At 69.9% G+C, this 24,891-nt stretch carries 28 protein-coding genes and 1 riboswitch; of the genes, 20 read left to right on the plus strand and 8 right to left on the minus strand.

The features are described from left to right. Positions 1-5: 5 nt before the first annotated feature. From CFN17_RS03585 to CFN17_RS03595, 3 genes are all read right to left on the minus strand, one after another. Entirely contained in the window at positions 6-935 is a 930-nt protein-coding gene (locus CFN17_RS03585) for an ABC transporter permease (RefSeq protein WP_208750001.1), read from the minus strand. 73 nt (positions 936-1,008) lie between these two features. Beyond that, positions 1,009-2,196 carry an ABC transporter substrate-binding protein gene (locus CFN17_RS03590; protein WP_208750002.1) on the minus strand — a complete coding sequence of 396 codons (1,188 nt, stop codon included), beginning with the start codon at positions 2,194-2,196 and terminating at the stop codon, positions 1,009-1,011. A gap of 39 nt (positions 2,197-2,235) precedes the next feature. Further along, entirely contained in the window at positions 2,236-3,309 is a 1,074-nt protein-coding gene (locus CFN17_RS03595; protein WP_208750003.1) for an ABC transporter ATP-binding protein, read from the minus strand. Positions 3,310-3,493: 184 nt separating this feature from the next. Here CFN17_RS03595 and CFN17_RS03600 point away from each other — a divergent pair, with 184 nt between their 5' ends. The 6 genes from CFN17_RS03600 (at position 3,494) to CFN17_RS03625 (ending at position 7,675) form a co-directional block, all read left to right on the plus strand. Then, a complete protein-coding gene (locus tag CFN17_RS03600) occupies positions 3,494-4,234 on the plus strand; it encodes a FadR/GntR family transcriptional regulator (protein ID WP_208750004.1) in 741 nt (246 codons plus the stop codon). A gap of 79 nt (positions 4,235-4,313) precedes the next feature. Further along, complete coding sequence (locus CFN17_RS03605) at positions 4,314-5,093, plus strand: cache domain-containing protein (RefSeq protein WP_208750005.1); 780 nt, start codon at positions 4,314-4,316, stop codon at positions 5,091-5,093. 58 nt (positions 5,094-5,151) lie between these two features. Continuing rightward, positions 5,152-5,218: riboswitch (guanidine-III (ykkC-III) riboswitch) on the plus strand. A 10-nt stretch (positions 5,219-5,228) separates the two neighbouring features. Beyond that, positions 5,229-5,552 (plus strand): multidrug efflux SMR transporter, encoded by a 324-nt coding sequence (locus CFN17_RS03610; RefSeq protein WP_208750006.1) that lies wholly within the window; start codon positions 5,229-5,231, stop codon positions 5,550-5,552. Next, the gene (locus tag CFN17_RS03615; protein WP_261792345.1) at positions 5,549-5,932 is read left to right on the plus strand and encodes a multidrug efflux SMR transporter; all 384 of its coding nucleotides are present in this window, start codon (positions 5,549-5,551) and stop codon (positions 5,930-5,932) included. The genes CFN17_RS03610 and CFN17_RS03615 overlap by 4 nt, the downstream gene beginning before the upstream one ends. Positions 5,933-5,993: 61 nt before the next feature. Continuing rightward, on the plus strand, positions 5,994-7,004 hold the full coding sequence (locus CFN17_RS03620; protein ID WP_208750007.1) for an aldo/keto reductase: 1,011 nt from the start codon (positions 5,994-5,996) through the stop codon (positions 7,002-7,004). Between the two features lie 20 nt (positions 7,005-7,024). Further along, on the plus strand, positions 7,025-7,675 hold the full coding sequence (locus tag CFN17_RS03625; protein ID WP_208750008.1) for an MBL fold metallo-hydrolase: 651 nt from the start codon (positions 7,025-7,027) through the stop codon (positions 7,673-7,675). Positions 7,676-7,827: 152 nt separating this feature from the next. Here CFN17_RS03625 and CFN17_RS03630 read toward each other — a convergent pair whose 3' ends face one another. Together CFN17_RS03630 and CFN17_RS03635 are read right to left on the minus strand one after the other, a co-directional pair. Further along, complete coding sequence (locus CFN17_RS03630) at positions 7,828-9,702, minus strand: DEAD/DEAH box helicase (RefSeq protein ID WP_208750009.1); 1,875 nt, start codon at positions 9,700-9,702, stop codon at positions 7,828-7,830. A 333-nt stretch (positions 9,703-10,035) separates the two neighbouring features. Further along, positions 10,036-10,341: a hypothetical protein gene (locus tag CFN17_RS03635; RefSeq protein ID WP_208750010.1), complete on the minus strand. Its 306-nt coding sequence runs from the start codon at positions 10,339-10,341 to the stop codon at positions 10,036-10,038. A 220-nt stretch (positions 10,342-10,561) separates the two neighbouring features. Between CFN17_RS03635 and CFN17_RS03640 the strand changes: the two genes are divergently transcribed. The 12 genes from CFN17_RS03640 (at position 10,562) to cycA (ending at position 18,336) form a co-directional block, all read left to right on the plus strand. After that, complete coding sequence (locus CFN17_RS03640; RefSeq protein ID WP_208750011.1) at positions 10,562-11,563, plus strand: SAM-dependent methyltransferase; 1,002 nt, start codon at positions 10,562-10,564, stop codon at positions 11,561-11,563. A 2-nt stretch (positions 11,564-11,565) separates the two neighbouring features. After that, a complete protein-coding gene (locus CFN17_RS03645) occupies positions 11,566-12,234 on the plus strand; it encodes a cyclopropane-fatty-acyl-phospholipid synthase family protein (RefSeq protein WP_208750012.1) in 669 nt (222 codons plus the stop codon). Between the two features lie 133 nt (positions 12,235-12,367). Then, positions 12,368-12,784, plus strand: coding sequence for an Asp23/Gls24 family envelope stress response protein (locus tag CFN17_RS03650; RefSeq protein WP_261792346.1), 417 nt, complete (start codon positions 12,368-12,370; stop codon positions 12,782-12,784). Beyond that, positions 12,781-12,972, plus strand: coding sequence for a DUF2273 domain-containing protein (locus CFN17_RS03655; RefSeq protein ID WP_208750014.1), 192 nt, complete (start codon positions 12,781-12,783; stop codon positions 12,970-12,972). The genes CFN17_RS03650 and CFN17_RS03655 overlap by 4 nt, the downstream gene beginning before the upstream one ends. Continuing rightward, positions 12,969-13,358: a hypothetical protein gene (locus tag CFN17_RS03660; protein WP_208750015.1), complete on the plus strand. Its 390-nt coding sequence runs from the start codon at positions 12,969-12,971 to the stop codon at positions 13,356-13,358. The genes CFN17_RS03655 and CFN17_RS03660 overlap by 4 nt, the downstream gene beginning before the upstream one ends. A 108-nt stretch (positions 13,359-13,466) precedes the next feature. Beyond that, on the plus strand, positions 13,467-13,940 hold the full coding sequence (locus tag CFN17_RS03665) for a hypothetical protein (RefSeq protein WP_261792347.1): 474 nt from the start codon (positions 13,467-13,469) through the stop codon (positions 13,938-13,940). Continuing rightward, on the plus strand, positions 13,937-14,542 hold the full coding sequence (locus tag CFN17_RS03670; protein ID WP_208750016.1) for a hypothetical protein: 606 nt from the start codon (positions 13,937-13,939) through the stop codon (positions 14,540-14,542). Before CFN17_RS03665 ends, CFN17_RS03670 begins: the two co-directional genes overlap by 4 nt. Positions 14,543-14,592: 50 nt before the next feature. Next, positions 14,593-14,781 carry a hypothetical protein gene (locus tag CFN17_RS03675; RefSeq protein WP_208750017.1) on the plus strand — a complete coding sequence of 63 codons (189 nt, stop codon included), beginning with the start codon at positions 14,593-14,595 and terminating at the stop codon, positions 14,779-14,781. 29 nt (positions 14,782-14,810) lie between these two features. Further along, positions 14,811-15,410, plus strand: coding sequence for an RNA polymerase sigma factor (locus CFN17_RS03680; protein ID WP_261792348.1), 600 nt, complete (start codon positions 14,811-14,813; stop codon positions 15,408-15,410). Next, entirely contained in the window at positions 15,407-16,027 is a 621-nt protein-coding gene (locus tag CFN17_RS03685) for an Asp23/Gls24 family envelope stress response protein (protein WP_208750019.1), read from the plus strand. The genes CFN17_RS03680 and CFN17_RS03685 overlap by 4 nt, the downstream gene beginning before the upstream one ends. After that, positions 16,024-16,443, plus strand: coding sequence for a hypothetical protein (locus CFN17_RS03690; protein ID WP_208750020.1), 420 nt, complete (start codon positions 16,024-16,026; stop codon positions 16,441-16,443). Before CFN17_RS03685 ends, CFN17_RS03690 begins: the two co-directional genes overlap by 4 nt. Before the next feature lie 375 nt (positions 16,444-16,818). After that, positions 16,819-18,336, plus strand: coding sequence for a D-serine/D-alanine/glycine transporter (gene cycA, locus CFN17_RS03695; protein ID WP_208750021.1), 1,518 nt, complete (start codon positions 16,819-16,821; stop codon positions 18,334-18,336). A 71-nt stretch (positions 18,337-18,407) separates the two neighbouring features. Here cycA and CFN17_RS03700 read toward each other — a convergent pair whose 3' ends face one another. Together CFN17_RS03700 and CFN17_RS03705 are read right to left on the minus strand one after the other, a co-directional pair. Continuing rightward, on the minus strand, positions 18,408-19,835 hold the full coding sequence (locus CFN17_RS03700; protein ID WP_208750022.1) for an MFS transporter: 1,428 nt from the start codon (positions 19,833-19,835) through the stop codon (positions 18,408-18,410). A 59-nt stretch (positions 19,836-19,894) separates the two neighbouring features. Further along, entirely contained in the window at positions 19,895-20,926 is a 1,032-nt protein-coding gene (locus tag CFN17_RS03705) for an Lrp/AsnC family transcriptional regulator (protein ID WP_208750023.1), read from the minus strand. Between the two features lie 157 nt (positions 20,927-21,083). Here CFN17_RS03705 and CFN17_RS03710 point away from each other — a divergent pair, with 157 nt between their 5' ends. Then, positions 21,084-22,340, plus strand: a complete 1,257-nt coding sequence (locus CFN17_RS03710; RefSeq protein ID WP_208750024.1) for a M20 family metallopeptidase — start codon at positions 21,084-21,086, stop codon at positions 22,338-22,340. Between the two features lie 24 nt (positions 22,341-22,364). After that, the gene (locus tag CFN17_RS03715; RefSeq protein ID WP_208750025.1) at positions 22,365-23,654 is read left to right on the plus strand and encodes an MFS transporter; all 1,290 of its coding nucleotides are present in this window, start codon (positions 22,365-22,367) and stop codon (positions 23,652-23,654) included. A gap of 10 nt (positions 23,655-23,664) precedes the next feature. Here the strand turns inward: CFN17_RS03715 and CFN17_RS03720 are convergent, their stop codons facing one another. After that, the gene (locus CFN17_RS03720; RefSeq protein WP_208751325.1) at positions 23,665-24,873 is read right to left on the minus strand and encodes an MFS transporter; all 1,209 of its coding nucleotides are present in this window, start codon (positions 24,871-24,873) and stop codon (positions 23,665-23,667) included. Positions 24,874-24,891 lie beyond the last annotated feature (18 nt).

Here is a 24,891-nt window from a genome sequence, read left to right on the forward strand (position 1 = left end):
TCGCGCTACAGGTTGTTCAGGGCGCCGGTACGGCGGACGATGAAGAGGTAGAACATGATGATGGCGATCGGCACCAGCGAGACCGCCGCGGCGAACGGCAGGTTGTTCGCCGCGCCGACGTTGGCGTAGACCACGGTGCCGAGCATCTGCGTGGTCCCGCCGACAATTTGCGCCGTGATGTAGTCGCCCAGGGACAGGGAAAACGTGAAGATCGTGCCCGCGATGATGGAGGGGACCAGCAGCGGAAGCATGACAAGGCGCATGGTGGTCAGCGGTTTCGCGCCGAGGTCCCCGGAGGCCTCCAGCAGGGAGTCCGGCACCCGGTCAAAGCCGGCATAGATCGGCAGGATCATGTACGGCAGCCAGATGTAGGACAGGGTCAGGATGACGGCGGTCTCGCCGTACCCCGGCGATGACAGGCCGATCGGCGCCCCCAGCCATTCCAGCAGCCCGCCCTCGGCCAGGACATTCCGCCAGGCGTACGCCTTGACCAGGTAGCTGGCCCACAGCGGCATCAGCACGGCCACCACGAGCAGTTTCTCCCAGCGGGCGGGAGCCACCTTGGCGATGAAGAACGCGATGGGCAGCGCCAGGACCATGTCGATCAGGGTGACCGCCACCGCGATCCATAAGGTGCGCAGCGTGATCCGCTGGTACACCGGGTCGGTCAGGACCGTGACGATGTTCTCGGTGGTCCACTCCGTGGACACCTGCCCGGTGAAGGTGTCCACGGTCCAGAACGCTGTGACCAGCAGTGCGGCCAGGGCCGCAATGTAGACCAGCACCAGCCACAGCGCCGGTGCCGTGAGCAGCCCGGCAAGCCGAAGCCGGGGCGAACGGTGCAGCAGTGCCGAGAACGTGTTGGCCTTCGCCCGGGGCACGTCCCCGGCTGTGCGGGGTGCCCCGGGCGGAAGCTGCTGGATCTGTTGTGCCATCTCGCCTTAGTTTCTGCCGGCCGCCGGGCCGGCTGGTGATGTGCAGGTTCGCTGCCGCGTGGGGGGGTCGGACTCAGCCCTTGATTTCCGTCCAGGCCTTGGTCCATTCCGAGTAGTCGGTACACTTGACGTCCTTGCGGCCGTCCAGGCATGCCGCCACCGGGGTGGTCCAGTACCAGATCTTTTCGGCGTAGGCCTCGTCACCGGAGTGGTAGGTCTCGCAGTGCTTGGGGTCCTTGGTCTGCCCGCAGGCCTTGGCATTGGCCGGCGACTCGCCGAAGTACTCCGCCACCTGAGCGTTCACCTTGGGGCTGGCGATGTAGTCAAGCCACTTGTACGCGCAGTTCGGGTTCTTGGTCTTGGACCCGATCATCCACGTGTCCGACCACCCCGTGGCGCCCTCCGACGGAAGGAAGGCTGCAACCTTGGCGCCGTTGGCCTCGGCGAGGTTCGCCCCCACCTGCCAGGTGGTGCCGACCACGGTGCTGCCGGACGTGAAGGCCTGGACTTCCTTGACGACGTCGCTCCAGTACTCGCCGACGTGCGTGCGCTGCTGCTTGAGCAGGTCGACGGCGGCGGCCAGCTGGTCCTTGTCCAGTGCGTAGGGGTTCTTGATGCCCAGCTCCGGCTTGTGCGCCATGAGGTAGACGCCGGCGTCGGCGATGTAGATGGGCGAATCGTAGGCCGTGACCTTGCCGGTGTTCTTGGCGGCGTCGTCAAACACGGCGTTCCACGAGGTGGGCGCCGGGGTGACCTTGTCCGTGGAGTACATCAGCAGGTTGGCGCCCCAGCCGTGGGGCATCCCGTAGTTCACACCGTCAACTGTGTTCCAGGCCTTGTCCTTCAGGAACGGGTAGATGTCCGGGTAGTTCTTGAGCAGGCTCATGTTGACCGGCTGCACATCCTGCCCGGCGACGAGCCGCAGCGAGGCATCGCCGGAGGCCGAGATGACGTCGTACTGTCCGGTGCGCATCAGGGTCACGGCCTCGTCCGAGGTGCCGAAGGGCTTGAAACTGACCTTGCACCCGGTTTCCTGTTCGAACGGGTGCACCCAGTCCACCGCGGGGTCGTTGCTGCCGTCCTCCACATACCCGGGCCAGCCGAGGATGGACAGCTGGCCCTCGCCGGCGCCGATCTCGGTCTTGGCCGGCTGCGCCGACGGCGAGGAGCCCCCTCCGCCGCTGGTTCCGCAGCCGGCGAGCGCCAGCGCTGCCGCCGCAACCGCCCCGATCACGAGGGAGGCTTTTGTTCTGGGTGCCATGATCCTTACCTTTCGAGGTGGGTTGAAGAGATGGAGTGGTCAGCCGCCGTGCGCCGGAAGCCAGACGACGGCGTCGTCGTCCCAGCTGACGGTGACGGGCCGGCCCACCAGCTCCGCGTCGCTGCCGGGAAGCGTCTCCGGGACGAGCGCGACGACGGCGGGACCGCCGTCGAGCTGGACCCGCACCTGGGTGGCGTGCCCGACGTACACGAACGACGTCACGATCCCCGGCCGTGAGGTGGTGCCGGGCCGGTGGTCCGGTTCCCCGGACCAGGCGAGGCGCAGGCGCTCGGGGCGGATGCACAGCGGCTCCTCCCGGCCGTAGACGGCCCGGGCCTGGGCGGCGTCGAAAATGTTGGAGGTGCCGACGAAATTGGCCACGAAGACGCCGCCGGGGTGCTCGTAGATCTGGTGCGCGGTGCCGATCTGCTCGATGCTGCCGTTGTTGAAGACGCCGATCCTGTCACTCATGGTCAGGGCTTCTTCCTGATCGTGGGTGACGAAGATGAACGTGATGCCCAGCGAGCGCTGCAGCTCCTTGAGCTCGACCTGCATCTGCTGCCGGAGCTTCAGGTCAAGGGCACCGAGCGGCTCGTCCAGCAGGAGGACTTTCGGCTCAACGACCAGCGCCCGGGCCAGGGCAACCCGCTGCCGCTGCCCGCCGGAGAGCTGGGCGGGCTTGCGGCCGACGAACTTCCCCAGCTGGACGCGGTCCAGGGCCTCCCTGGCCCGTTCCCGGCGCTGGTTGCCGGGCATGCCGCGCACCCGCAGCCCGTAGGCGACGTTGTCCACGAGGGACATGTGCGGGAACAAGGCGTAGTCCTGGAAGACCGTGTTGACGTCCCGCTGGAACGGCGCCATCCCCGTGACGTCCTTGCCTTCGAGTTCGATGCTGCCGGAGGTCGGCAGTTCGAAGCCGGCGATGAGCCGCAGGACCGTGGTCTTGCCGGAGCCGGACGGGCCCAGCATGGAGAAGAACTCCCCTTGCCGGATGTCCAGGTCCACGCCGTTGACCGCGACGGCGTCCCCGAAGACTTTGGTGAGCTTGCGAAGGCGGATTGCCGGGACCTCTTCGGTCCCGGTGGAGGTGCCAGCGGCCAGTGTTTCGGTCATGCGGTGCGCCTTAGGTCGTTGCCGGATCATCCACGGGAAAGCCACGCAGCCGAATGTGATCCAGTCCACACCGGGCTGCTGGCCCAAATGCTATTACTTCATAGGTTTTATGTATAGACCCCCCGGCAAAGCCCGGATTAGGATGGCATCAGCCCGGATACCGGCGTAGGGAAGGGAGGCCCTGGTGCTGCTGTCACCCAAAGACGCCTCCCGAAGCCTGGCGGCCGTGTTCACCCCCATCAAGTCCCGCGGACTCGTCGACGAGGTGTGCGGCCGGATCGAACAGGCGGTGGAAACCGGGCTCCTGACCAGCGGACAGCGGCTGCCCAACGAAACCGAACTTGCCGCCGCACTCGGCGTGTCTGCGGTGACGGCGCGGGAGGCCCTGTCCCAGCTGCGGGCCTCGGGCATCATCCGGACCGCCCGCGGCCGCAGCGGCGGAAGCTTCATCGCCGACAACGTGCTCCCCTCCCGGGAACGGGCCCTGGCGCAACTGCACGGGCTGAGCCGGCTGCAAATCAGGGACCTGGCCCTGCACTACCAGGCGATCGCCGCCGCGTGCGCTGGCGTCGCCGCCCGGCGCTCCGACGCCGCCGACATCGCCACGCTGCGCTCGTTCATCCCCGCCATGGACGATGACCCGCTCAGCTGGCGCCTGGCGCTCTCCGAGTTCCTGCTCGAAGTCGCGGCCATTGCCCGCTCCGCCCGGCTCGCCCGGGAACTGATCCGGCTGCAGGCCGATCTCGGCACCCTCACCCTGCTGCCCTGCGCCGACGCGGGCTACCGCGGGCGCACCACGCTGCTGCTGGAGGACGTGGCGGCGGCCATCGAAGCCCACCAGCCAGGGGCCTCGGAAACCGGGGTCAAGGCCCTCATCTCCGCCACGACGGACTGGCTGCTCACCGAGCAGGCCAAACGCTATTGACCACGGAATGTTGACCCCGGAACTTTGACCCCAGAACGTTGACCACAGGATCCCGGCCCTTCGAGCTAAGGCAGCGACCATGACCAAAACCACCTCCACCGCAGGTCAGGCGGCAGGTTCACCCGACGCACCGGACTACCCGAGGACGTCAGGCCCAAGTTTGTCGGGTCCGGGACCTGCCGGACGGGCCGCCGCCGAGCTCGACGCCACGATCGCCGGCATCGAGCACCGGCTGGCCGCGTGGGCCGCCGAGGCCGGAGCGGCCTTGGCCGCCCTGTCCGGAAAGGTCACCGGCACGGCCGTGGACAAGCTCATCCGGCCGGTCGTCGAGGAGCTCGTGCAGCTGCCGGACGGCTATGCTGCGGGCGCCGGGTTCATCGCCAACGCCGGACTCCTCGGGCCCGGGCGCAGCTACATCGCCTGGTGGCAGGGCCCGGACCTGGAACCCGTAGACGCCCTGGCCAACTTCAGCCCCAACTCCATCAGCCGCTACGTCAAGGCCGAGTGGTTCCGGATCCCCGTCGAAACAGGCCAGGCGCATGTCACCGGGCCGTACGTGGATTTCCTCTGCAGCGACGAGTACGTCCTGACCTTCACCCACCCGGTTTTCACCCGGCCGGACGGCCCTGTGGCGGGAATTGTGGGCATCGACGTCACAGTCCAGCGGCTTGAACGCGGCGCCATGCCGGCGCTGCGGCGCATCGGGGCCCGGGCCACCCTGGTCAACGCCGACGGCCGGGCGGTCGTCTCAGCCGCGCCCGACATCGACGCCGGCGACCTCACCGCGCCGGAGGCGCCGTGCACGCACTACTCCGTGGGGCGCACGTTCACGGTCTGGAGCGATGCCGCCGGGCTGTGACGCCGGCGGTGCCGCATTGCCCGCCCCGCCGCGGCGCGGGACTTGCTAAACTTGGGCCCCAAGGCCCGCTGTTCCGGGCCTCCGGACGACGGTTCAGTACCCGGCACGCGACAAGACTGGCCACAGGAGCTTGTCATGTCGTGGCTGATACTCGTTCTTTCCGGGGCGCTGGAGGCCGTCTGGGCCGCCGCCCTGCACCGCACCGCGCAGGCAACGGGCCGCCGCAGGATCGTCCCCGCCCTCGTCTTCCTCGTCTCGGTCCTGGCCAGCACCGGGGGCCTCGCCGTCGCCCTGCAGAGCATCCCGACCGGCACCGGCTACGCCGTGTGGGTGGGCGTCGGCGTTGTGCTGACGTCGGCGTACGCCATCATCACCAAAGTTGAACGAGCAACACTTTCCCGGCTCCTGCTGCTCGGCGGCATCGCCGCCGGCGTCGTCGGGCTGAAGCTGGTGGCATGATGACGACGACACCGCGCACGGCACACCGGCCGGCCCCGGCCCTCGCCTGGCTGGTCCTGCTCGCCTCCGCCGTCCTGGAGGCCGTCTGGGCTACCGCCTTGGGCCTGTCCGACGGCTTCAGCCGGCCGCTGCCGACCCTCGTGTTCGCGGTGGCCGCCACCTTGAGCATGGCCGGGCTCGGCCTGGCCGTGAGGCGTATTCCGCTCGGCACGGCCTACGCCGTCTGGGTGGGAATCGGCGCGGCGCTGACGGTCGGCTGGGCGATGGCCACCGGCGTCGAACCCGCCAGCCCGCTTAAGCTGCTGTTCATCGCCGCCATTGTCGGCTGCGCAGCGGGCCTGAAGCTCCTGCCGGCCGGTGAAGCGGCAGCCCCGGAATAGCAGCGCGCGCCCGGCGGTTCTTGGCAGGGACGGAACCACCCACAGCGCGAACGGAGACCACATGACGGCAACACCAGTCCAGCTCGGCGACGGCCTCACAGTCAGCCCCCTGGGCTTCGGCGGCATGGCCCTGACCCCTGTCTACGGGGACGTGGACCCGGCCGAAGCCCTGAAAACCCTGCACCACGCGCTCGACGCCGGCGTCACGTTCCTGGACACCGCCGACATTTACGGCGGCGGCAGCAACGAGGAACTGATCGGACAGCTGCTCCGGGAACGGCGCGGCGAGGTCCAGCTGGCCACCAAGTTCGGCCTCGTGGGGACCCCGTCGGCCGGCTACACGGATATCCGCGGCGACGCCGCCTACGTGAGACAGGCTGCGGACCGCAGCCTGCAGCGGCTCGGCACCGACGTGATCGACCTCTACTACCTGCACCGCCGTGACCTCCGCGTTCCGATTGTGGAAACCGTGGAGGCCATGGCGGAGCTGGTGCGCGCCGGCAAGGTGCGGCACCTGGGCCTGTCCGAAGTGACGGCCGAGGAGCTGCGGGAGGCCAGCAGCGTCCACCCGATCGCCGCGGTCCAGAGCGAGTGGTCCATCTGGAGCCGCGACGTGGAACGCAACGTGGTTCCTGCCGCGGCGTCGCTGGGCGTGGGCTTCGTTCCCTACTCGCCGCTGGGACGGGGATTCCTCACCGGCACCGTGGACGCCTCGAAACTGGGCAGCAACGACTTCCGCCGCAACATCCCCCGCTTCGCCGAAACCGCGCTGGACGCCAACCAGGCCGTGGTCGCCGCGGTCCGGGCTGTCGCCGCCGAACTCAGCAACCCGGGACACACCGCGACTCCGGCCCAGGTGGCGCTGGCCTGGCTACTCGCCCAGGGCCGCAAACTCGGGTTGCCCGTGGTCCCGATTCCCGGCACGCGCCAGGCGGGCCGGATCGACGAGAACCTGGGCGCCCTGGCGCTCGAGTTGACGCCGGCCCAGCTCGGGACGCTCGACGCCGCGGCGGACGCCGTGGTCGGCTCCCGGGCGGCCGACCCGAGCTGGGTCTCCCAGGGCCGCGAATAGGCCGTCCTAGACTGAAGCCCATGGACTCGCTTATTCACTCGTTACGTGACATCACCATCCGCAGGATTTCAGTCAGCGAGATGGACAACAACGTGTACCTGCTGACCGCGAAAGCCTCTGGTGCCCAGCTCCTGATCGATGCGGCCGATGACTTGGCCGCCATCCAGGGGCTGCTCGCCGACGCCGCCGCGGATACGGCCGCGACGCCGAAGCTGGCGCTGATCGCCACCACCCACCAGCACTGGGACCACGTCCGCGCGCTGCCGGGCCTCGTGGAAGCCACCGGGGCGAGGACCGCCGCCGGGACCCTGGATGCTCCGGAGCTGCCGGTGCCGGTGGACGTACTGCTCGATCACGGGGACGTCGGCAACTTCGACGGTTTCGACGTGACGGCAGTGCACCTGCGCGGGCATACACCCGGCTCGGTGGCGCTCGTGTACCAGGACCCGGCGGGCCCGGCGCACATCTTCTCCGGCGACTCGCTGTTTCCCGGCGGCGTGGGCAACACGCAGAAGGACCCGGAACGGTTTGCCCGGCTGATCACCGACGTGAGCGAGCGGCTGTTCGACGTCTACCCGGATGACACCGTGGTGCACCCCGGCCACGGCAGGCCCACCACCCTGGGCGCGGAACGGCCGCACCTGGACGAGTGGCGCACCCGCGGCTGGTAGCTGGCGCCAGGCTTTGTGACTTGCGTAGCGAAGATCCTGGGGCCACGACCGCCGGTTCCCTGACCGTGGAGCCGCGCCGGCGAGGGCCCCGACCCGAGCTTGCGAGGGCCGGGAGCCGGTGCGGACTTGCGAGGTTAGGGAGCGGTTGGGGATTAGCGGCCGCGGCGCTCGTTCGAGGCCGGGGCCGACGCGCGGCGCGGGCCGCTGCGGGCCGGACGCCCGTTGCCGGAGCGGCCGTTGCCGCCGCCGGCGTACGACCCGCCCGACGTGCCGCCGGTGTTGGAAGACCACACCGTGGCCGCGCCACCGGACTTGGCACCACTGGACTTGGCACCGGCGGCAGCCCGCTGGCCCGTGGCCGGACGCCCGCCGCGCTGGCCGCCGGCCGATGCGCCCGTGCGGGGAGCACCGCTGCGGGGAGCAGAAGCCCCACGGGTGTCGCTGCGTCCGTCTGCGGCGCGGCCGTCGGAGCCGCGGCCGGCCGCGGCACGCCCGCCGGCGGCCGGGACGTCGTTGTGGTGCGCGTACGCCGTGGCGCGGCCGCGACCCCGGGCGTTGCGGCGCTCGGCGCGCGCGGCGTCGGCACGGTCCTGGTTCTGCTCCGCGACGCGGTCCGCGGCGTCGCGCGCGGCGGCCCGGCCCTCGTAAGCGACAGCGCGGCGCTCGGCGCGGGGAAGGTCGGTGCGGGGCGCCTCGGCGGACACCCGTCCGCGTCCACCCCGGCCGCCGCGGCCACCCGCCGTGGGTGCAGCCTGGCGGCGGGCGCGCTTGCGCTCGGCGTTGGCGCCGGTGGAGGTGCCGCCGCCGTGGTTCATCTTGGCGGCCAGCAGCGCGGCGCGGGTGCGGGGATCGATCTTCTCGGCCATTTCGCCGACGAGCTCGGCCACCAGCGGGGAGTTGGCGGTGACGCGCTCAAAATTGACGTCGACGCCGGCGGCCTTCATGAGCTTCTTGACGTCCGCCTGCTGTTCCGGCAGGGTCAGCGTGACCACGGTGCCGTCGGAACCGGCGCGGGCGGTACGGCCGGAGCGGTGCAGGTAGGCCTTGTGCTCCGTGGGCGGATCGACGTGGATGACGAGTTCGACGTCGTCCACGTGGACGCCGCGGGCCGCGACGTCGGTGGCCACCAGGACGCGGACGTCGCCGGAGGAGAACTCGGCCAGGTTGCGGTCGCGGGCGTTCTGCGAGAGGTTGCCGTGCAGGTCGACGGCGGGGATGCCGGCGTCGGTGAGCGTCTTGGCCAGCTTGCGGGCGTGGTGCTTGGTACGCATGAAGAGCACACGGCGCCCGGCGCCCGAGGCGAGTTCGACGATCAGCTGCTTCTTGACGGTCTGGTCGTTGACCACCAGGACGTGGTGCTCCATGGTGGTCACCGCGGCCTGCGGGTCGTCCACGGAGTGGGTCAGCGGGTTGGACAGGTAGCGCTGGACGATCTTGTCGACGCCGTTGTCCAGCGTGGCGGAGAAGAGCAGGCGCTGGCCCTGGCTGGGCGTCATGTCCATGAGCTTCTTGACCACGGGGAGGAAGCCGAGGTCAGCCATGTGGTCGGCCTCGTCCAGGACGGTGATTTCGACGGCCTCGAGGGTCAGGATGCGCTGGCGGATCAGGTCCTCCAGGCGGCCGGGGCAGGCGATGACGATGTCGACGCCGGCGCGCAGCGCCTTCTCCTGGCGGGCCTGGGAGATGCCGCCGTAGATGACGGTGGTGGTCAGGCCGGCGGCCTTGGCCAGCGGCTCGATCGTCGCGTTGATCTGGGTGGCGAGCTCGCGGGTGGGGGCGAGGACCAGGCCCATGGGGCGGCCCGGCTTGCGGAAGTAGCCGGCCTCGCGCTCGGCGAGCCGTGCCACGAGCGGGATGGCGAAGGCGATGGTCTTGCCGGAGCCGGTGCGGCCGCGGCCCAGGACGTCGCGTCCGGCCAGGGTGTCCGGCAGGGTCTTGACCTGGATGGGGAACGGTTCAACGATCCCCTGGGCGGTGAGGGTGTCGGCGAGGGCCTTGGGCGTGCCGAGGGCAGCAAAAGTAGTCATGTGTTTCAAAGGTCTTTCAGGCGGTATCCGTGCGGATATCGGCCCCCGGCGCCGGTTGGCCCAGGGGTTCGCCGAAGAAAAGTCAGGTGGTCAACCGGGCTGCTGCCAAAGTTCGGCAGGCGGCCGCCGGGACCAAATGGAACGCGTTCATCGACGCAGGATGTGCCTCTCACATGAAAAAACCCACTACCTGCCAGAAGATTTCCGAAGAAATCCGGCAGGAGCTCCGGCGGCTAAACCGGAACCGGTAGTGGGCATCACTGCACATCAAGTTTCACCAGTCTACCATCCGGCCGGGCCGGGCCCCGTGTCGGCCGCCGTTGGGGCAGCTCCCTAGCCGGCCAAGGTAGGGGCCTGGAACAGCGGCATATGGGACGGCTGGGCAGGCGTTCGGACCGGTGTCCGGGACGCCACCTTGGCCGTGGCCGGGTCCGCCGCCCGCAGGATGACGAGCGCCTCGGCGTCGATCAGCCGCCGCGTTCCCGTCCGGGAATCCAGGATCCAGAACAGATCCATAGCCGTGACCGTCTGGGTAACCGTGCCCCGGTGAAAAAGCTTGCCGTTGTGCCAGGCTTCGATCTCGTCGCCCACGTTCAGCTCACTCGAGCGGCGGATGTGCCGTGCCTCTTCAACGTCCATGATCAATGCCTTCCCCAGCGGTCCAACGTCGTGTGCCCAGCATTCACGACGCACGTTTCGGGATGGTTTCCGGAGCGTGATTTCCGTGTGTCCGCCAGCGCTGGGCGGCCGTTGTGGACCGCCCACAGCGTTTGCCGCCGGCGTTGTTGACCGCAGTTGCGTCGCGGAGGAGCATGGTGGGCGGGCAGGGCGGCGAGAGGAGACGGACACGATGCCGGGCATGGTCGCTGCTGGATTCTTTCGGGCCATCCAACTGGCTTTGTTCCCCCTCGCCGTCGCGGCGTACATCGCTACCGTCCCGCGGATGCTCGCCTACAGCCGGCGCACGGGAGTCTCGGCCACCTTGTTTGCCTCCCTCTACACCCGCTGCATGCAGCACCGGCTGCAGACACGGCCTGATGACCCTGCTGCCCGGCTCCTGGCGGTCATGCCGAATGTGTCCCGCGAAGGGCTCCGGCTGGAGACGGCACCCACCCTGGTGGGTCACCTGCTGACAGGCTACGTGCCCAGGATTTACCGCTACCCGTACCGGGGGCCGGCCCCGATGCGCCACCAGTCGACCGCACGCACCACGTACTACGACGCCGCCCTCCAGCGCCACCTGGCCGGCGTGGACCAACTCGTGATTCTCGGGGCGGGATTCGACACCCGGGTGTTCCGGCTGCCGCCGGGGAACCGCATGCGCTGCTTTGAAATCGACACGCCCCGGACCCAGGCCTACAAGATCGCGATGCTCAAGAAAGCGGGCCTGCCCACGCATCTGGCCACCTATGTGAGCGCCGATTTCGAGACCGAGGACTGGATGGAAAAACTGGTGACGGCGGGCTTTGATCCCGGCAGGCCCGCGTTCTTCATCTGGGAGGCGGTGACCATGTACCTGGACCGGGCCTCCGTGGAGGCGACACTGCGCAGGATCGCCGGCACCGCACCCGGCAGCGCCGTGGCCTTCGACTACTTCTCCACAGAAATCCTCGCCTCGGGATCGCCCTACATGCGGTACGCCAGGGCCGCGACGAACTACGTCGGCGAGCCGCTGAGCTTCGGCATCGACAACACTCCCCCGGCCAGGAAGAGCGCCTCCGACTTTGTCGGCTCCTTTGGGCTGATCCTTGAAGAACACAGGAATTTCGGCCGGGAGACCCGGTGGCGGTCCGCGCCGGCCGGGTTCGTCACCGCCGTCGTGCCCGCCGGCAGCGGACACAGCCGCCAGGAAGAGGGATAACCATGACAGACCACAGCCCCGAGCATCACAGCGAGCCTGCGGAGCGGGTCAGCACCGCCCGGCTATGGGACGAAAAATACAGCAGCCGCCCCAGGATGTGGAGCGGGCAGCCGAATCCGCAGCTCATCGCGGAGGCCTCGCACCTGCCGCCCGGGGAGGCGCTGGACCTGGGCTGCGGCGAGGGTGCGGACGCCATCTGGCTTGCGGCCCGCGGCTGGTCCGTGATCGCCCTGGACGTCTCCGCCGTCGCGCTGGAACGCGCCGCCGCCCATGCCGAGGAACGCGGGCAGTCCGCCCGCATCGAGTGGGTGCAGCAGGATCTCGCCACGTGGGTCCCGGACCGGCTGTTCGACCTCGTCACCGCCCAGTTCCTGCACTCCACCCAGATGCCGTGGCAGCAGGCGCTGCAACTCGCGGCCGCCGCGGTCCGCACCGGCGGGACACTGCTGATCGTCGGCCACCACCCCGACGGACTGCCGCCGTGGGGCGGACACCACACCGCGGAAAAGTTCTTCACCGCCGAGGAGCTCGCCCGCGAACTCCGCATCGAGGAGCCCGCGTGGCGCCTGGAGGTCCTGGACAGCCGGCACCGCAGCGTCACCGGGCCCGAAGGCGAAGCCGCAGCCCTCACCGACGCCGTCCTGAGGGCCACGCGCCTGGCCGCCCAGTAGCGTACCGGCAGCCCCAGGAGGCTGCATGTGATGCAGCTCACTCCGATTCGACCGTGAGGATTTCCGCTCCGGGCCCGTCTTACTGATGACGGCGCCACGGAGCGCCTTCCTCAACCGATCAGGAGTGATTGCCTTGACCACCCAGACACACACCCCGGCAGACAGCCGCGGCGAGACCAACGTCGCCGACGCCGTCGTAGCCAAGATTGCCGGCATCGCCATCCAGGAAATCGAGGGGGTGCACGCCCTCGGCGGCGGAGCCGCCCGCGCCTTGGGTACCCTGCGTGAGAAAGTCGGGCAAAAAGACCTCACCCAAGGCGTCGCCGTGGAGGTCGGGCAGACCCAGGTCGCGGTGGACATCACCCTCGTGGTCGAGTACCCGTACCCGCTCCAGCAGGTCGCGGACAAAGCCCGCAACGCCGTCTACACAGCCATCGAAGACCTCGTCGGCATGGAAGTCACCGAGGTCAACATCACCGTCACCGACATCCACGTGCCGAGCGATGACGAGGGCGCGGACGACACCCGCACCGAGTCGAGGGTGGCTTGAGCCCCACGGTGGGCGGCCTGGCCATCGGCGCAGTCCTGGCCGTCGTCACCCTCGCGTTCGGGTTCTGGGGCTTCCTGCTCACGGCCCTTTGCATGGGGGCAGGGGCCGCACTGGGCCGCTCCGCCGAGGGCCGGCTGGATCTCGGCGGAGTGCTGGACGCCCTGCGCGGCAAGCGTTCGTCCTCATGACCCGGGCGGGGCACACCCGGATCACCCCGGCAGCCCTGCGGCATACCGTCGAAACGATCGCGGCCCGCGCCTTCGGCGTTCCACGGTCCGGCGTCGCGGCGGTGCTGGAGGACGACTCCGGCCGGCTCGGCGCGACAATCTCCGTGCACCTGGCGCTTCCGCCGCTGCTGGGCACCGGGTTTGAGTCCTCGGGGTTTGAGGGCTCTGTGCTTGAGCGGTCGCGGGCGGCCAGGGCAACCATCATGGCCCGCGGCCTGGACCTCACCGGCAGGACCCTGGGCAGGGTGGATATCCGGCTCCGCGGGGCGAAACAGGCCGCCGGCACCGCCAGGGTCGACCCGCCGAACAGGCCGCACGGGAACCGCAAAGAACGGACGATCGCATGAGCCAGGACAAATCCGTCCGGCGCCTGGTGCGCCGGGAAACCCATTCCTCCCGGGCCCTCCCTCCCGTCCGTGCTGACGGCAGGTATCTGTACGGCAGTCTTCCTCTGGTTGGCGCTCGAAAGCGTCCTGGCGCTGCTGCGGGAGAGCCCGCTCCTGATCAGCCCCGACGGACTGGGGCGCTGGCTCGCCGGCGTGCCGGACCGCACCGTTCCCGCCGGCCTGGTGGCCGCAGGTGCGGGCCTGGCTGCCCTTGGGCTTTCCCTGCTCGCCACCGCGGTGGCGCGCGGCCGCCGCGCCCGGCATGCCTTGCGCAGCGGGCGCAGCGCCGTGGTGGCGGACGCCGGGGTCATCGCATCGGCGCTGTCACGCCGGGCACGCCTCAGCGCGGGGCTGGCGGCCGGGCAGGTGACCACCACCGTGGGCCAACGGGCCGTCCGTGTCCTGGTCCGCCCGACGTCGGGCGCTGCCGTTGACCGGAATGCGATCGCCGCCGCCGTGGATGACGAACTGGCCACGTACTCCCTCAACCGCCGCCTCACACCCATAATCCACATCTCCACGGAAGGAGCGCCGGGCCAATGAGCCGGACCAACAGGGCACTGAACCGGATCCTGCTGGCTTTGGCCGGGCTGGTGCTGCTCGCGGCCGGGGCCGCGACAGCCGCCGCCGGGATCCAGCCGGATATTGCGGCGGCATGGACGGCCACAGCATCCGCCCTCGGGGAGCAGGCCCGAAGCCTGCTCGGCTCCGCACCGCTCGCGGGCACTGCCCGCAGCTGGTGGGCCGTGGCAGGGGTCGCCGGCCTCCTCCTGGCGGCCGGGTTCAGCATCGCCTGGCTCGCCTCGCAGGGCGGCGGCCGGACACCCCGGCTCGCCCGCGACTCCGACGGCGACGCCGGCACCACCGTGGTCGAAACCGGACTCATCGCGGCGGCCGTCAAGCAGGCCCTCGACGGCAACCGCCTCGTGCTGGGGACCTCGGTCACGGCGTGGGAAACAAGGGGCGGCACGGGGCTTCGACTGCAGCTTCAGGCCCGGCAGGGAGCATCCCCGCGGGAGATCGCGGACACCGCAGACGAGCTTGTCCGGGGAATCGACGCCCTGCTGGGTCATCCCCTGCCCGTTGTGGTGCGAATCATCAGCGGGACCAGAACCAGGGTGGCCGCGCCTGATCGCGCCCGCTAGGCAGGGCGTACCGGCTGCTTCACCAAAGTATTCCGAGGAAGGAAAACATCATGGGATCCGACAACAAGGCCAACGACACGGTCATCCACCACATCGGGGCCGCCAAAGATGGTGCCCGCGGGACGGCGGGCGATGGCAACGCCAAGCGCGACGCCCAGGACCAGCAAGCCCGGGCGACGGCGCAGGAGGTCCGGGACCGGGCCGGAGCCCAGGACGGGGAAGGCCTCAGCGGGGAGTAGGTCCCGCACGACAGCCCATGACTGACCACGTGACTGGTTCATCCCCGCCCCCGTCCCCGGCCCCGCATCAGCTCGACCTCGTCCCGGACGCGCTGCTGGCCGGACGCGCCGCCGACGGCGACACAGCCGCCTTTGAGGCGCTTGCGCGCCGGCACGGCCCGGTCATGCGGGCCTGCGCCCGCCGCATGACCGGATCCCTCGCCGACGCCGACGACGTCGTGCAGGAATCGTTGATGCATGCCTGGAAGCAGCTCGACACCCTGCGTGACGGCGCCGCCGTGAAGAGCTGGCTGCTGCGGATCACCGGCAGCCGCAGCATCGACTATCTGCGCCGTCGAAAGACCCACGCCGACCTCGGCGATGTGGACCAGGGCGTGGAGGCCGGTGCGGGCGCCGCCCGTCAGGACCACCCGGAAACCGCCGCACTCAGCGGCTCCCGGATGGACGCCCTCAAGGCCGCGCTGGCCGCCCTGCCCGAGGAACAGCGCCGCTGCTGGGTACTGAAGCAGTTCAATGACCAAAGCTATGAGGAAATTGCGCAGACCTTGAACATCAGCACCGCCAGCGTCCGTGGCCGCCTGGCCCGGGCACGGATCACCCTGGCCCGCGAAATGGAGGAGTGGCGATGAGCACCCCCGGCGACATCCTCGGCTGCGGGCACAGCCTGGCAGACCTGAGCGAATATCTGGACACCGGACAGATCAATGATCCCGGCCACCTGGCGGACTGCCCCGAGTGCCAGGCCGGGCTGGCATCGCTGCGCCGGCTCTCGGCCCTCGGCAACGAACTGCTCGAGGCGGACACCGCCGCGTCCGGCAGCGGGAACGACGACTGGATGAAGACCATCCTGGGCAACCTGCGGCTCGAACTGCGGCCGGGCAGGGACATCCCCCTGCGCACCGACACCTCCGGAGACATCCTCACCGAGACAGAGGGGGCCGTTTCGGCGCTGATCCGGTCCGTCGCCGATTCCCTGCCCGGCACGGCCGCCGGCAAGTGCCGGCTGCACGGGGACGTCACCGAACCCGGGGCGCCGGTCACCGTCGCCGTGGACCTCGCGGTGGTCTACGGGCATCCGCTGGATGAGCGCGCCGCGACACTGCGCCGGATGCTGGCCGCGACCCTCGCCCGGCAGACGGAACTGAACATCACGGCAATCGATGTCACCATCACCGACGTCCTGGAGCCGCGGCTCCCGGAACCCCCCTCCCCCGGCCACCCGTCGATCCCGCAGGAGAAGCCATGACCGAGCCATTACCTCCCGGCAGTGCCACCCCCGGGGTGCCGTCCGGCGGAGGACTGTCTGCCGCACTGCAAGAGATTATCCAGTCCGTGGACGGCGTGACGGCCGTATACCCGGCGCGCCCGCTCTGGCAGACGATCGCAGGTGCGGCCAGGTCCGCCGTCAGCGGGGAGCGGCAATGGGCGGTCGACGTCGACACTTCCGGCGGCGCGACGACGGTCCGGACACGCATCGGCGTGAGCGGTGCCCGCCCGGCGCCCGAGGTGGCCCGGGCCGTGGCCGCGGCGGTGCGCCGGCACCTGGACCCGGGCACCGCGACCGTCAACGTCGGGATCGTCCGGATCGGTGCCGACCAGCCCGCCACTGGCCAGACCGGCTCCGGCGGCCTCGAGGACGGCGCCGCCGGGCCAAAAACATGACAAAAGACAACGGGCGACAACTGGAGCTAAGATATTCGACAGTTGTCGACCCGTCCCGGCGCTGTGTGATCCGCGCCATGGGGTGCCGGCGTCCGCAACGGGGACCCGCCGCCGTCGCCGCTTTTCCGCCCGGACCTGCGGCGAATGTTGTTTCCGCCCCGCGCCACGCATGACGCGGGGCGGCCGGACGGACCGGGCAAGCGGCGGCCCGGCAGGCAGAGGGCCGGGACGGGGTGGCAGCAGGGCGGCGAAATATCGGCCCTAATCTTGATTCACCCGCCAAAACTGTTACCTCCGTCACACCCTGACGGATCCGTGCGGAGCGCAACGCGGAACCCCGCCCGCTGCGCCCGCCTGTGACAAGGAAGAAGACTCATGTCTGAACGCACCACCACGGCCGCTCCGGCCACCGCAGCATCTGACACCGCAGCATCTGACACCGCCAACCGCGACTCCGGCGCCGGGAGCCACAGCCGCGAGCCGCACCTCGCCCGCGCCCTCGGCAACCGCCACATCCAATTGCTTGCCATCGGCGGTGCCATCGGCACCGGCCTGTTCATGGGATCCGGCAAGACCATCTCCCTCGCCGGCCCGTCCGTCATTTTCGTCTACATGATCATCGGCTTCATGCTGTTCTTCGTCATGCGCGCCATGGGCGAGATCCTGCTGTCCAACCTGAGCTACAAGTCGTTCAGTGACTTCGCGGGCGACCTGCTGGGCCCCTGGGCCGGCTTCTTCACCGGCTGGTCCTACTGGTTCTTCTGGGTCGTCACCGGCGTGGCGGACATCGTGGCCATCGCCGGGTACGTGGACAAGCTCGCGCCGGGCACGCCGCTGTGGATCCCGGCCCTCATCACGCCCCTTGTGCTGGTGCTCCTGAACCTCCCCACGGTCAAGGCATTCGGTGAGGCCGAGTTCTGGTTCGCCATCATCAAGGTCGTGGCCATCGTGGCCCTGATCATCACCGGCGCGGTCATGATCGCCACCCACTTCACGTCCCCGGGCGGCGCGGAGGCCAGCCTCGCCAACATGTGGAACGACGGCGGCATGTTCCCGCACGGCATGTTCGGCTTCATCCTCGGCTTCCAGATCGCCATCTTCGCCTTCGCCGGCATCGAACTGGTGGGCACCGCCGCTGCCGAGACCAAGGACCCCGAGAAGAACCTCCCGCGCGCCATCAACTCCATCCCGGTCCGGGTGCTCCTCTTCTACGTCGGCGCCCTGGTGGTCATCATGGCGGTCAACCCGTGGCGCACCATCGACCCGGGAAGCAGCCCGTTCATCGGCATGTTCACCCTGGCGGGTCTGGGGATCGCCGCCGTCGTCATCAACCTGGTTGTCCTGACCTCCGCGGCCTCCAGCGCCAACTCCGGCATCTACTCCACGTCCCGCATGGTCTACGGCCTCGCCCAGGACGGCAACGCGCCGAAGGCTTTCGGCAAGCTGAGCGTCCGCAAGGTCCCGCAGAACGCGCTGCTGTTCTCCTGCATCTTCCTGCTGGCCGGGCTTGTCCTGCTCTACTCGGGCGACTCCGTGATCGGCGCCTTCACGATCGTCACCTCGGTGGCGTCCGTGCTGACCATGTTCGTCTGGTCCATGATCCTGATCAGCTACATCGTCTTCCGCCGCCGCCGGCCGTCCCTGCACGCGGCGTCGTCCTTCAAGATGCCCGGCTCCGCCTTCATGCCTTACGTGGTGCTGGCGTTCTTCGCCTTCATGCTCGTGGCGCTGGCCCAGGCCGATGACACCCGCCTGGCGCTCGTCGTGGCCCCCGTGTGGTTCCTGCTGCTGGGTGCAGCCTGGTACTTCAACCGGAAATCACCGCTGCAGCAGGCACGGATTGTGGAATGGCAGGCCGTCCGCTCCGAGGAGCAGGCCCGCGCAACAGTCTGACCCGTGCGTCATACGCAGGAGCCCCGGCCGGATCTTCCGGCCGGGGCTCCTTTGCGTTCGGGGCGCGGCCGTCAGGCCCGGACGACGGCGACGCGGGGCGCGACGGCCACGGCTGCGGCGCCGATCGCCGCCGTCAGCGCGAAGACGCCGGCAAACGGCGCCGCCGGCGCCGCGGACGCGAACGCGGCGAACACGATCCCCGTGCCGGCCAGGGCCAGCGCGCCGCCGAGCGAATCCGAGATGGACATCGCCGAACTGTTAAACCCCTCGGTGTCCTTGGTGGACAGGGCCAGCGTCATGACGCTCAGCCGCGGATACATGAGCCCCATGCCGCCCCCGGCAAAGATCCAGCCGGCGATCGCGACGGCGGCCGGCCAGGCCAGGACGGTCGTCACGAGGGCCAGGACAACGGCGCCGAGGACCATCGCCGAGCCGGTCCGCACCGCCCGCCGGTCCGGCAGGCGGGACCCCAGCCTGCCCTGGACGGCGGAAGCCGCGGCCCAGGCGATGGCGCCGCCGGTCAGCGTGAGGCCGGCAAACGTGGGCGCGAACGCATACCGTTCCACGAGCAGGTAGGGCAGGTAGACTTCGGCGCCGAAGAAGGCGGCGGACGCGAGCCCGCGGGTCAGGATGACGCTCGGCAGGCCGCGGCGGGCAGTCAGGGTTCCGCGCGGCATGAGGGGACGGACGGCCAGGAGTGCGACGGCGACGGCCGCCCCCGCCAGGACGCCGCCGGCCCCCGCGACCTCCGCGGACAGGTTCAAGCCGAGAACGGAGACGGCCGCGAGCGCCGCCAGGCCAAGCTTGGCGAGGCCGGCGGCCGGACGCGCGCCGACTGCGGACGGCTCCGCGGACGGCTCGCGGGCCGCGGCTCCGTGCAGTCCGCGCAGGGCCGGGGCGGTCAGCAGCAGGGCCGGGACCACCAGGCCCACGACGCCGAGGAACACCCAGTGCCAGCTGGCCAGCTGCGCCACGAGGCCGGCGGCGAACGGGCCCACCAGGGAGGGAATGACCCAGGCCGCGGAGAAGGCGGCGAAGATTTTCGGGTGCAACACCGGCGGGTAGACCCGGGCAATGACCACGTAGAGGGCCACCGTAAGCCCGCCGCCGCCCAGTCCCTGCACCAGCCGACCGGACACGAGCACCGGCATGTTCGCGGCGGTCCCGGCGATCAGCAGGCCGAGCACGAACATTCCGACGGCGGCCAGGAGCGGCGCCACGGGCCCCTTGCGGTCCGACCAGCTGCCGGCGGCCACCATCCCGATCACCCCGGTGGCCAGCGGACCGGCAAACGCCAGCGCGTAGAGGCCTGCGCCGTCCAGCTCCCGGCTGACCAGCGGCATGATGGTGGTCACCGCGAGGGATTCGAAGGCCGCCAGGAACACCAGGGCACAGGCTCCGAGGGTCACCAGCAGGTAGCTGCGGTGGAAAATGCCGGCTGATGCAGGGACGGACTCCTGGCTGGATTCCCGGCTGGCGGGCGGGTCGGTTCGGGGCACCTTCCACAGCCTACAAGAGCCGCGCGTGCCGCCGCCGGGAAAGCTCCCCGGCCACCCCGTCAGCCGGCCGCGTCGAGCCCCTGGGCCGGGACCACGACGGCGCCGCTCGCCCTCGAGTCCGGGTTCAGCATCCAGCCCACGCGCTTCACGGTGCTCAGCATGACCACGCTTTCCACCAGCTCGATTCCCGGCACTTTCTGCTGCAGGGCGAGCTCGACGTTCATGACGTCTGCCAGGGTCTGCAGCCACATGACGATCACGAAGTTCGTGGGACCGGTGGTGGAGGCACTGAGCCGGACGTTGCGCATGGTCCGCAGCTCGGCGGCGGCAGCCTCGTGCCGGCCGGCGGGGACATTGACGAACCACTGGCAGGTCACCGGGAAGGCCGAGAACTTCTGCGCCACCTCGCACCGGAAGGACAGGATGCCGCTGGCGAGCACGCGGTTGAGCTGGCGCTGGACGGTGGCCGGGTGCCGGCCCAGCCCGCGGGCGATCTCAGCCGCCGTGGCCCGGCCGTCCCTGGCCAGGAACGGCAGGAGCGCCAGGTGGCTTTCCGGCAGCGCCTCCCGGGCGGCGGCCTGGGTGACTCCGGTGGCGTCGGGCCCGGCCAGTGACCGCACCGCGGCCTGCTGGGCACGGGTCAGCACGTTGAGCCGCCACGAACCGCCGCTCGCGTGCAGCCGGGTGCACAGGGCGGTCTGGTATTTCAGCAGGCCCTCGATCTCCTTCAGCCGGGAGACAACCTTCAGGCTGAAGTCCTCCAGGGAGGGCGTAATGACGGTCAGCATGAGGTCCCGGTTGCTGGCGGCCTCCTCGACGGTGATGATTTCGGGCACCTCGGCGAGCCTGGCAGTGACATCCTCGCGGCGGTGCATTTCGCAGTCCACTGCCACAAACGCCAGGCACATCTGCTGGGGATCCCCGATCAGATGTGCGGTCACCCACGAGGCGCCGGCCGAGCGCAGCCGTTCCCAGCGGGCCGCGAGAGTGGTGGCATGGACGCCCAGCACCTCGGCGGCGTCGGCCCAGCTCAGGCGCGGGGCGATTTGCAGGACGTTGATCAGCGCGAGGTCGTCTTCGCTAAGTTCCATCCGGCACCCTTCCTCCTGCACGAAACGTGTGAAAACAGGTGCTTGGTGCATTTTTCCAGCCCTTTGGCCACCTGTGAGTCATGTCACTCCAGAATAGACGCAAGCGGTCCCTCCCGGACCCGCCCCAGCTACTGACAAGCGACCCAGAGGAGAACACGTGCCGATCACCGCAGACGCCCGGGACATGCAGGCGGACCTCGCCCGGTTCCGCCATGAACTGCACCGGGAGCCCGAGATCGGCCTGGTGCTGCCCCGCACCCAGGAAAAGGTGCTCAAGGCCCTGGACGGTCTGCCCTATGAAATCACGCTGGGCCAGGACACGACGTCGGTCACCGCGGTGCTGCGCGGCGAGGCTCCCGGGACCGGCACCCGGCCGGCCGTGCTCCTGCGCGCGGACATGGACGGCCTGCCCGTGCAGGAAAAGACGGGGGTGGACTACACGTCCAGGATCGACGGCGCCATGCACGCCTGCGGCCACGACCTCCACACGTCCATGCTGGCCGGGGCCGCCACCCTCCTGGCCGACAACCGGCACCGACTGGCCGGCGACGTCGTCCTCATGTTCCAGCCCGGCGAGGAAGGCTTCGACGGCGCCAGCCACATGATCCGCGAAGGCGTGCTGGAGGCCGCCGGCCGGCGCGTGGACGCCGCCTACGGCATGCACGTCTTTTCCGCCCTGGAACCGCACGGCACGTTCTGCACCAAGCCCGGCGTCATGCTCAGCGCCTCCGACGGCCTGGTGGTCACCGTGCTCGGCGCCGGCGGGCACGGCTCGGCCCCGCACTCGGCCAAGGACCCGGTGACAGCGGCCGCCGAGATAGTCACCGCCCTCCAGGTCATGGTCACCCGCCAGTTCAACATGTTCGATCCCGTGGTCCTGTCCGTGGGCGTTCTCCAGGCCGGCACCAAACGCAACATCATCCCGGAGACGGCACGCATCGAAGCCACTATCAGGACCTTCTCGGAGGAATCCCGGCAGAAGATGATGGACAGCGTGCCGCGCCTGCTGCGGGGCATCGCCGCGGCACACGGGCTGGAGGTCGACGTCGACTACCAGCAGGAGTATCCGCTCACCATCACGGACGAGGACGAAACGCACACCGCGGAAGCCGTCATTGCCGGCATGTTCGGCGATTCCCGGCTCTCCCGCTGGGCCACCCCGCTCAGCGGCTCCGAAGACTTCTCCCGGGTCCTCGCCGAGGTTCCCGGCACGTTCATCGGGCTCAGCGCCGTCCCCCGCGGCGCCGACCACGCCGCGTCCGCGTTCAACCACTCCCCCTACGCCACGTTCGACGACGGCGTCCTGGCTGACGGCGCCGCACTCTACGCGGAGCTCGCCATCTCGAGGCTGGCCGTGCTGGCGGCAGCGGACGCTCCCGCTGCCCCCGTCGGCGCCTCCTCCACCCTTTCCTAGCCCCGATCCCAGAGGGAAAAGACCATGATCACCACCGCCGCCGCACCAACGGAAACCCGGACGTCCACCCGCAAGACCATCATCGGCACCGGCATCGGCAACGCCGTGGAATGGTACGACTGGGCCATCTACGCCACCTTCACGCCGTTCATTGCCAGCCAGCTGTTCAGCAAGTCGGATCCCGCGTCCGCGGTGCTGTCCACGCTGGCGATTTTCGCCGTCGGGTTCGTTGCCCGCCCCTTCGGCGGATTCCTGTTCGGCTGGATCGGTGACCGGATCGGCCGCAAGGCGTCCATGACCCTGGCCGTGGGGCTGGCGTCGCTGGGCAGCCTCATGATCGGCATCGCCCCGACCTTCGCGGCAGTGGGTGCCTGGGCTTCGCTCATGCTGCTGGTGGCGCGCCTGGTCCAGGGCCTGGCGCACGGCGGCGAGCTGCCGTCGTCCCAGACCTACCTGTCCGAAATGGCGCCGAAGGAGCACCGCGGCTTCTGGGCCACCCTGATCTACACCTCCGGCACGGTGGGAATCCTGTTCGGAACCCTGCTGGGCGCGGTGCTGAACATGACCCTGAGCACCGAGGTCATGAATGCGTGGGGCTGGCGCATCCCGTTCCTGATCGGCGCGGCCATGGGCCTCTACGCGCTCATCATGCGCTCCCGGCTGCACGAGACCGACGTGTTCGAAGGCGAAGCGTCCTCGGACAAGCGCGCCCCGATCTGGCCGCAGATCGTCCGTCACCGCAAGCAGGCCCTGCAGGTGATCGGCCTGACCGTCGGCCTGACCGTCATCTACTACATCTGGGGTGTCGTCGCCCCGAGCTACGCGACCACCGCGCTGAAGATCGACCGCGGCGAAGCCCTGTGGGCCGGGGTGATCGGGAACATCGTCTTCATCGCGGCGCTGCCCTTCTGGGGCAAACTCGCGGACCGGATCGGCCGCAAGAAGGTGCTGTGGGCCGGGGCGATCGGCGCCGGCGTCCTGCACTTCCCGATGACCGCCTTGCTCAAGGATTCCGCCTGGCAGCTGGCTGTCAGCATGTCCGTGATGCTGATCTTCATCGCAGCCAGCGCGGCAATCGTTCCGGCGGTCTACGCCGAGCTGTTCCCGACGAGCATCCGCACCGTCGGCGTCGGGGTGCCGTACTCCATCTGCGTGGCCGTGTTCGGCGGCACCGCCCCCTACCTCCAGCAGTGGCTCGGCACGTCCCTGCAGATGCCGCAGCTGTTCAACGTGTACGCGGTGGTGCTGCTCGCGATCTCCGCGGTGTTCGTCTTCACCATCCCGGAAACCAAGGGCAAGGACCTCACCGCCTGATCCCCTTGGGTCAGCCGCCGACGAACCGGTCCTGCCCGGCCCGGTACCCGAACACGGCAGCGAGCGACCCGACCAGCAGGAACAGCACGCCCGCCGCGGCAAAGGACCCCGTGGCCTGGTGCAGCTGGCCGACCATCAGGGTGCCGGTGGAGCCGACCCCGTAGCCTACGCCCTGCATCATGCCGGACAGGTGGGCCGCGGTGTGGCCGCCGCGGGTGCGGACCATGATCATGGTCAGGGCCACGGCCGTCAGGCTGCCCTGGCCCAGGCCCAGCAGCCCGGTCCACAGCCAGATAAGGTCCAGCGGGCCGAAGATGCTCAGTGCGAACCCGCCGCCGGTCATGAGGGCCACCACCGTGTTGATGGCCCGCTGGTCACGGAACCGGGTGGCCAGGGCCGGGGCGAACAGGGATCCAAGCATCTGCAGCACGATCGAGGCGGAGACGATCAGCCCGGCCGTGCCGCCGTCCACGCCGCGCTCGCGCAGGATCGGGGCCAGCCAGGCGAAAACGCTGAAGGACATCATGGCCTGCAGGACCATGAACAGGGTCACCTGCCAGGCGACCGCGGAGCGCCACACGTTGACGCCGTCGGCCGTTCGGGGCTGCGGGGCGGGCCGGGCCCGGCGCGCCAGCGGCAGGAAGAGGAAGAGGACGACGGCGGCGGGCAGCGCCCAGAACCACAGCGCCGCCGTCCACTGGCCGGTCGCCCGGAACACCGGGTACGTGAAGCCGGCCCCGAGGGCCGCCGAGGCGCAGATCGCCGTCGTGTACAGGCCGCCCATCAGGCCCAGCCGGTGCGGGAAGTCCCGCTTCACGACGCCGGGCAGCAGCACGTTGCACAGCGAGATCGCCGCGCCGCACGCCGCGGTTCCGCCGAGCAGGGCCGGCAGGTGGCCAGCCGCGGGCAGCTCCACGGGCCGCAGCAGCAGCCCGGCCGTGAGCACCGCCATGGCACCGAGCAGCACACGCTCCGCGCCGAACCGGCGGGCCAGCCACGGGGCCACGGGGGCGAACACGCCCAGGAGCGTCACCGGCACGGTGGTGAGCACCGTGACCGCCCAGCCCGGCAGGCCGGCGTCGGCCGTCACCTCGGGCAAGACGGCCGCGAAACTGGAAAATACGGTGCGGAGGTTCAGCCCGATCAGGACCAGGCACACGGCCAGGTAGGCGAGCGTGCGCCGGCCGGCGGCGCGGGCCGGCCCGGCGTCGGCGCGGATGGCGGCGGCCCGGGTGAC

Origin of the sequence: Arthrobacter sp. PM3, from assembly GCF_003352915.1 — a bacterium.
Classification (GTDB): domain Bacteria; phylum Actinomycetota; class Actinomycetes; order Actinomycetales; family Micrococcaceae; genus Arthrobacter.

Coding starts and splice junctions, on each gene's coding strand:
- CFN17_RS03610 (WP_208750006.1), top strand. CDS start 5,229: ATGTCGTGGCTGATACTCGTTCTTTCCGGGGCGCTGGAGGCCGTCTGG.
- CFN17_RS03630 (WP_208750009.1), bottom strand. CDS start 9,702: ATGACTACTTTTGCTGCCCTCGGCACGCCCAAGGCCCTCGCCGACACC.
- CFN17_RS03635 (WP_208750010.1), bottom strand. CDS start 10,341: ATGGACGTTGAAGAGGCACGGCACATCCGCCGCTCGAGTGAGCTGAAC.
- CFN17_RS03640 (WP_208750011.1), top strand. CDS start 10,562: ATGGTCGCTGCTGGATTCTTTCGGGCCATCCAACTGGCTTTGTTCCCC.
- CFN17_RS03685 (WP_208750019.1), top strand. CDS start 15,407: ATGAGCACCCCCGGCGACATCCTCGGCTGCGGGCACAGCCTGGCAGAC.
- CFN17_RS03715 (WP_208750025.1), top strand. CDS start 22,365: ATGATCACCACCGCCGCCGCACCAACGGAAACCCGGACGTCCACCCGC.
- CFN17_RS03690 (WP_208750020.1), top strand. CDS start 16,024: ATGACCGAGCCATTACCTCCCGGCAGTGCCACCCCCGGGGTGCCGTCC.
- CFN17_RS03675 (WP_208750017.1), top strand. CDS start 14,593: ATGGGATCCGACAACAAGGCCAACGACACGGTCATCCACCACATCGGG.
- cycA (WP_208750021.1), top strand. CDS start 16,819: ATGTCTGAACGCACCACCACGGCCGCTCCGGCCACCGCAGCATCTGAC.
- CFN17_RS03605 (WP_208750005.1), top strand. CDS start 4,314: ATGACCAAAACCACCTCCACCGCAGGTCAGGCGGCAGGTTCACCCGAC.
- CFN17_RS03590 (WP_208750002.1), bottom strand. CDS start 2,196: ATGGCACCCAGAACAAAAGCCTCCCTCGTGATCGGGGCGGTTGCGGCG.
- CFN17_RS03585 (WP_208750001.1), bottom strand. CDS start 935: ATGGCACAACAGATCCAGCAGCTTCCGCCCGGGGCACCCCGCACAGCC.
- CFN17_RS03615 (WP_261792345.1), top strand. CDS start 5,549: ATGATGACGACGACACCGCGCACGGCACACCGGCCGGCCCCGGCCCTC.
- CFN17_RS03660 (WP_208750015.1), top strand. CDS start 12,969: ATGACCCGGGCGGGGCACACCCGGATCACCCCGGCAGCCCTGCGGCAT.
- CFN17_RS03705 (WP_208750023.1), bottom strand. CDS start 20,926: ATGGAACTTAGCGAAGACGACCTCGCGCTGATCAACGTCCTGCAAATC.
- CFN17_RS03670 (WP_208750016.1), top strand. CDS start 13,937: ATGAGCCGGACCAACAGGGCACTGAACCGGATCCTGCTGGCTTTGGCC.
- CFN17_RS03595 (WP_208750003.1), bottom strand. CDS start 3,309: ATGACCGAAACACTGGCCGCTGGCACCTCCACCGGGACCGAAGAGGTC.
- CFN17_RS03625 (WP_208750008.1), top strand. CDS start 7,025: ATGGACTCGCTTATTCACTCGTTACGTGACATCACCATCCGCAGGATT.
- CFN17_RS03645 (WP_208750012.1), top strand. CDS start 11,566: ATGACAGACCACAGCCCCGAGCATCACAGCGAGCCTGCGGAGCGGGTC.
- CFN17_RS03620 (WP_208750007.1), top strand. CDS start 5,994: ATGACGGCAACACCAGTCCAGCTCGGCGACGGCCTCACAGTCAGCCCC.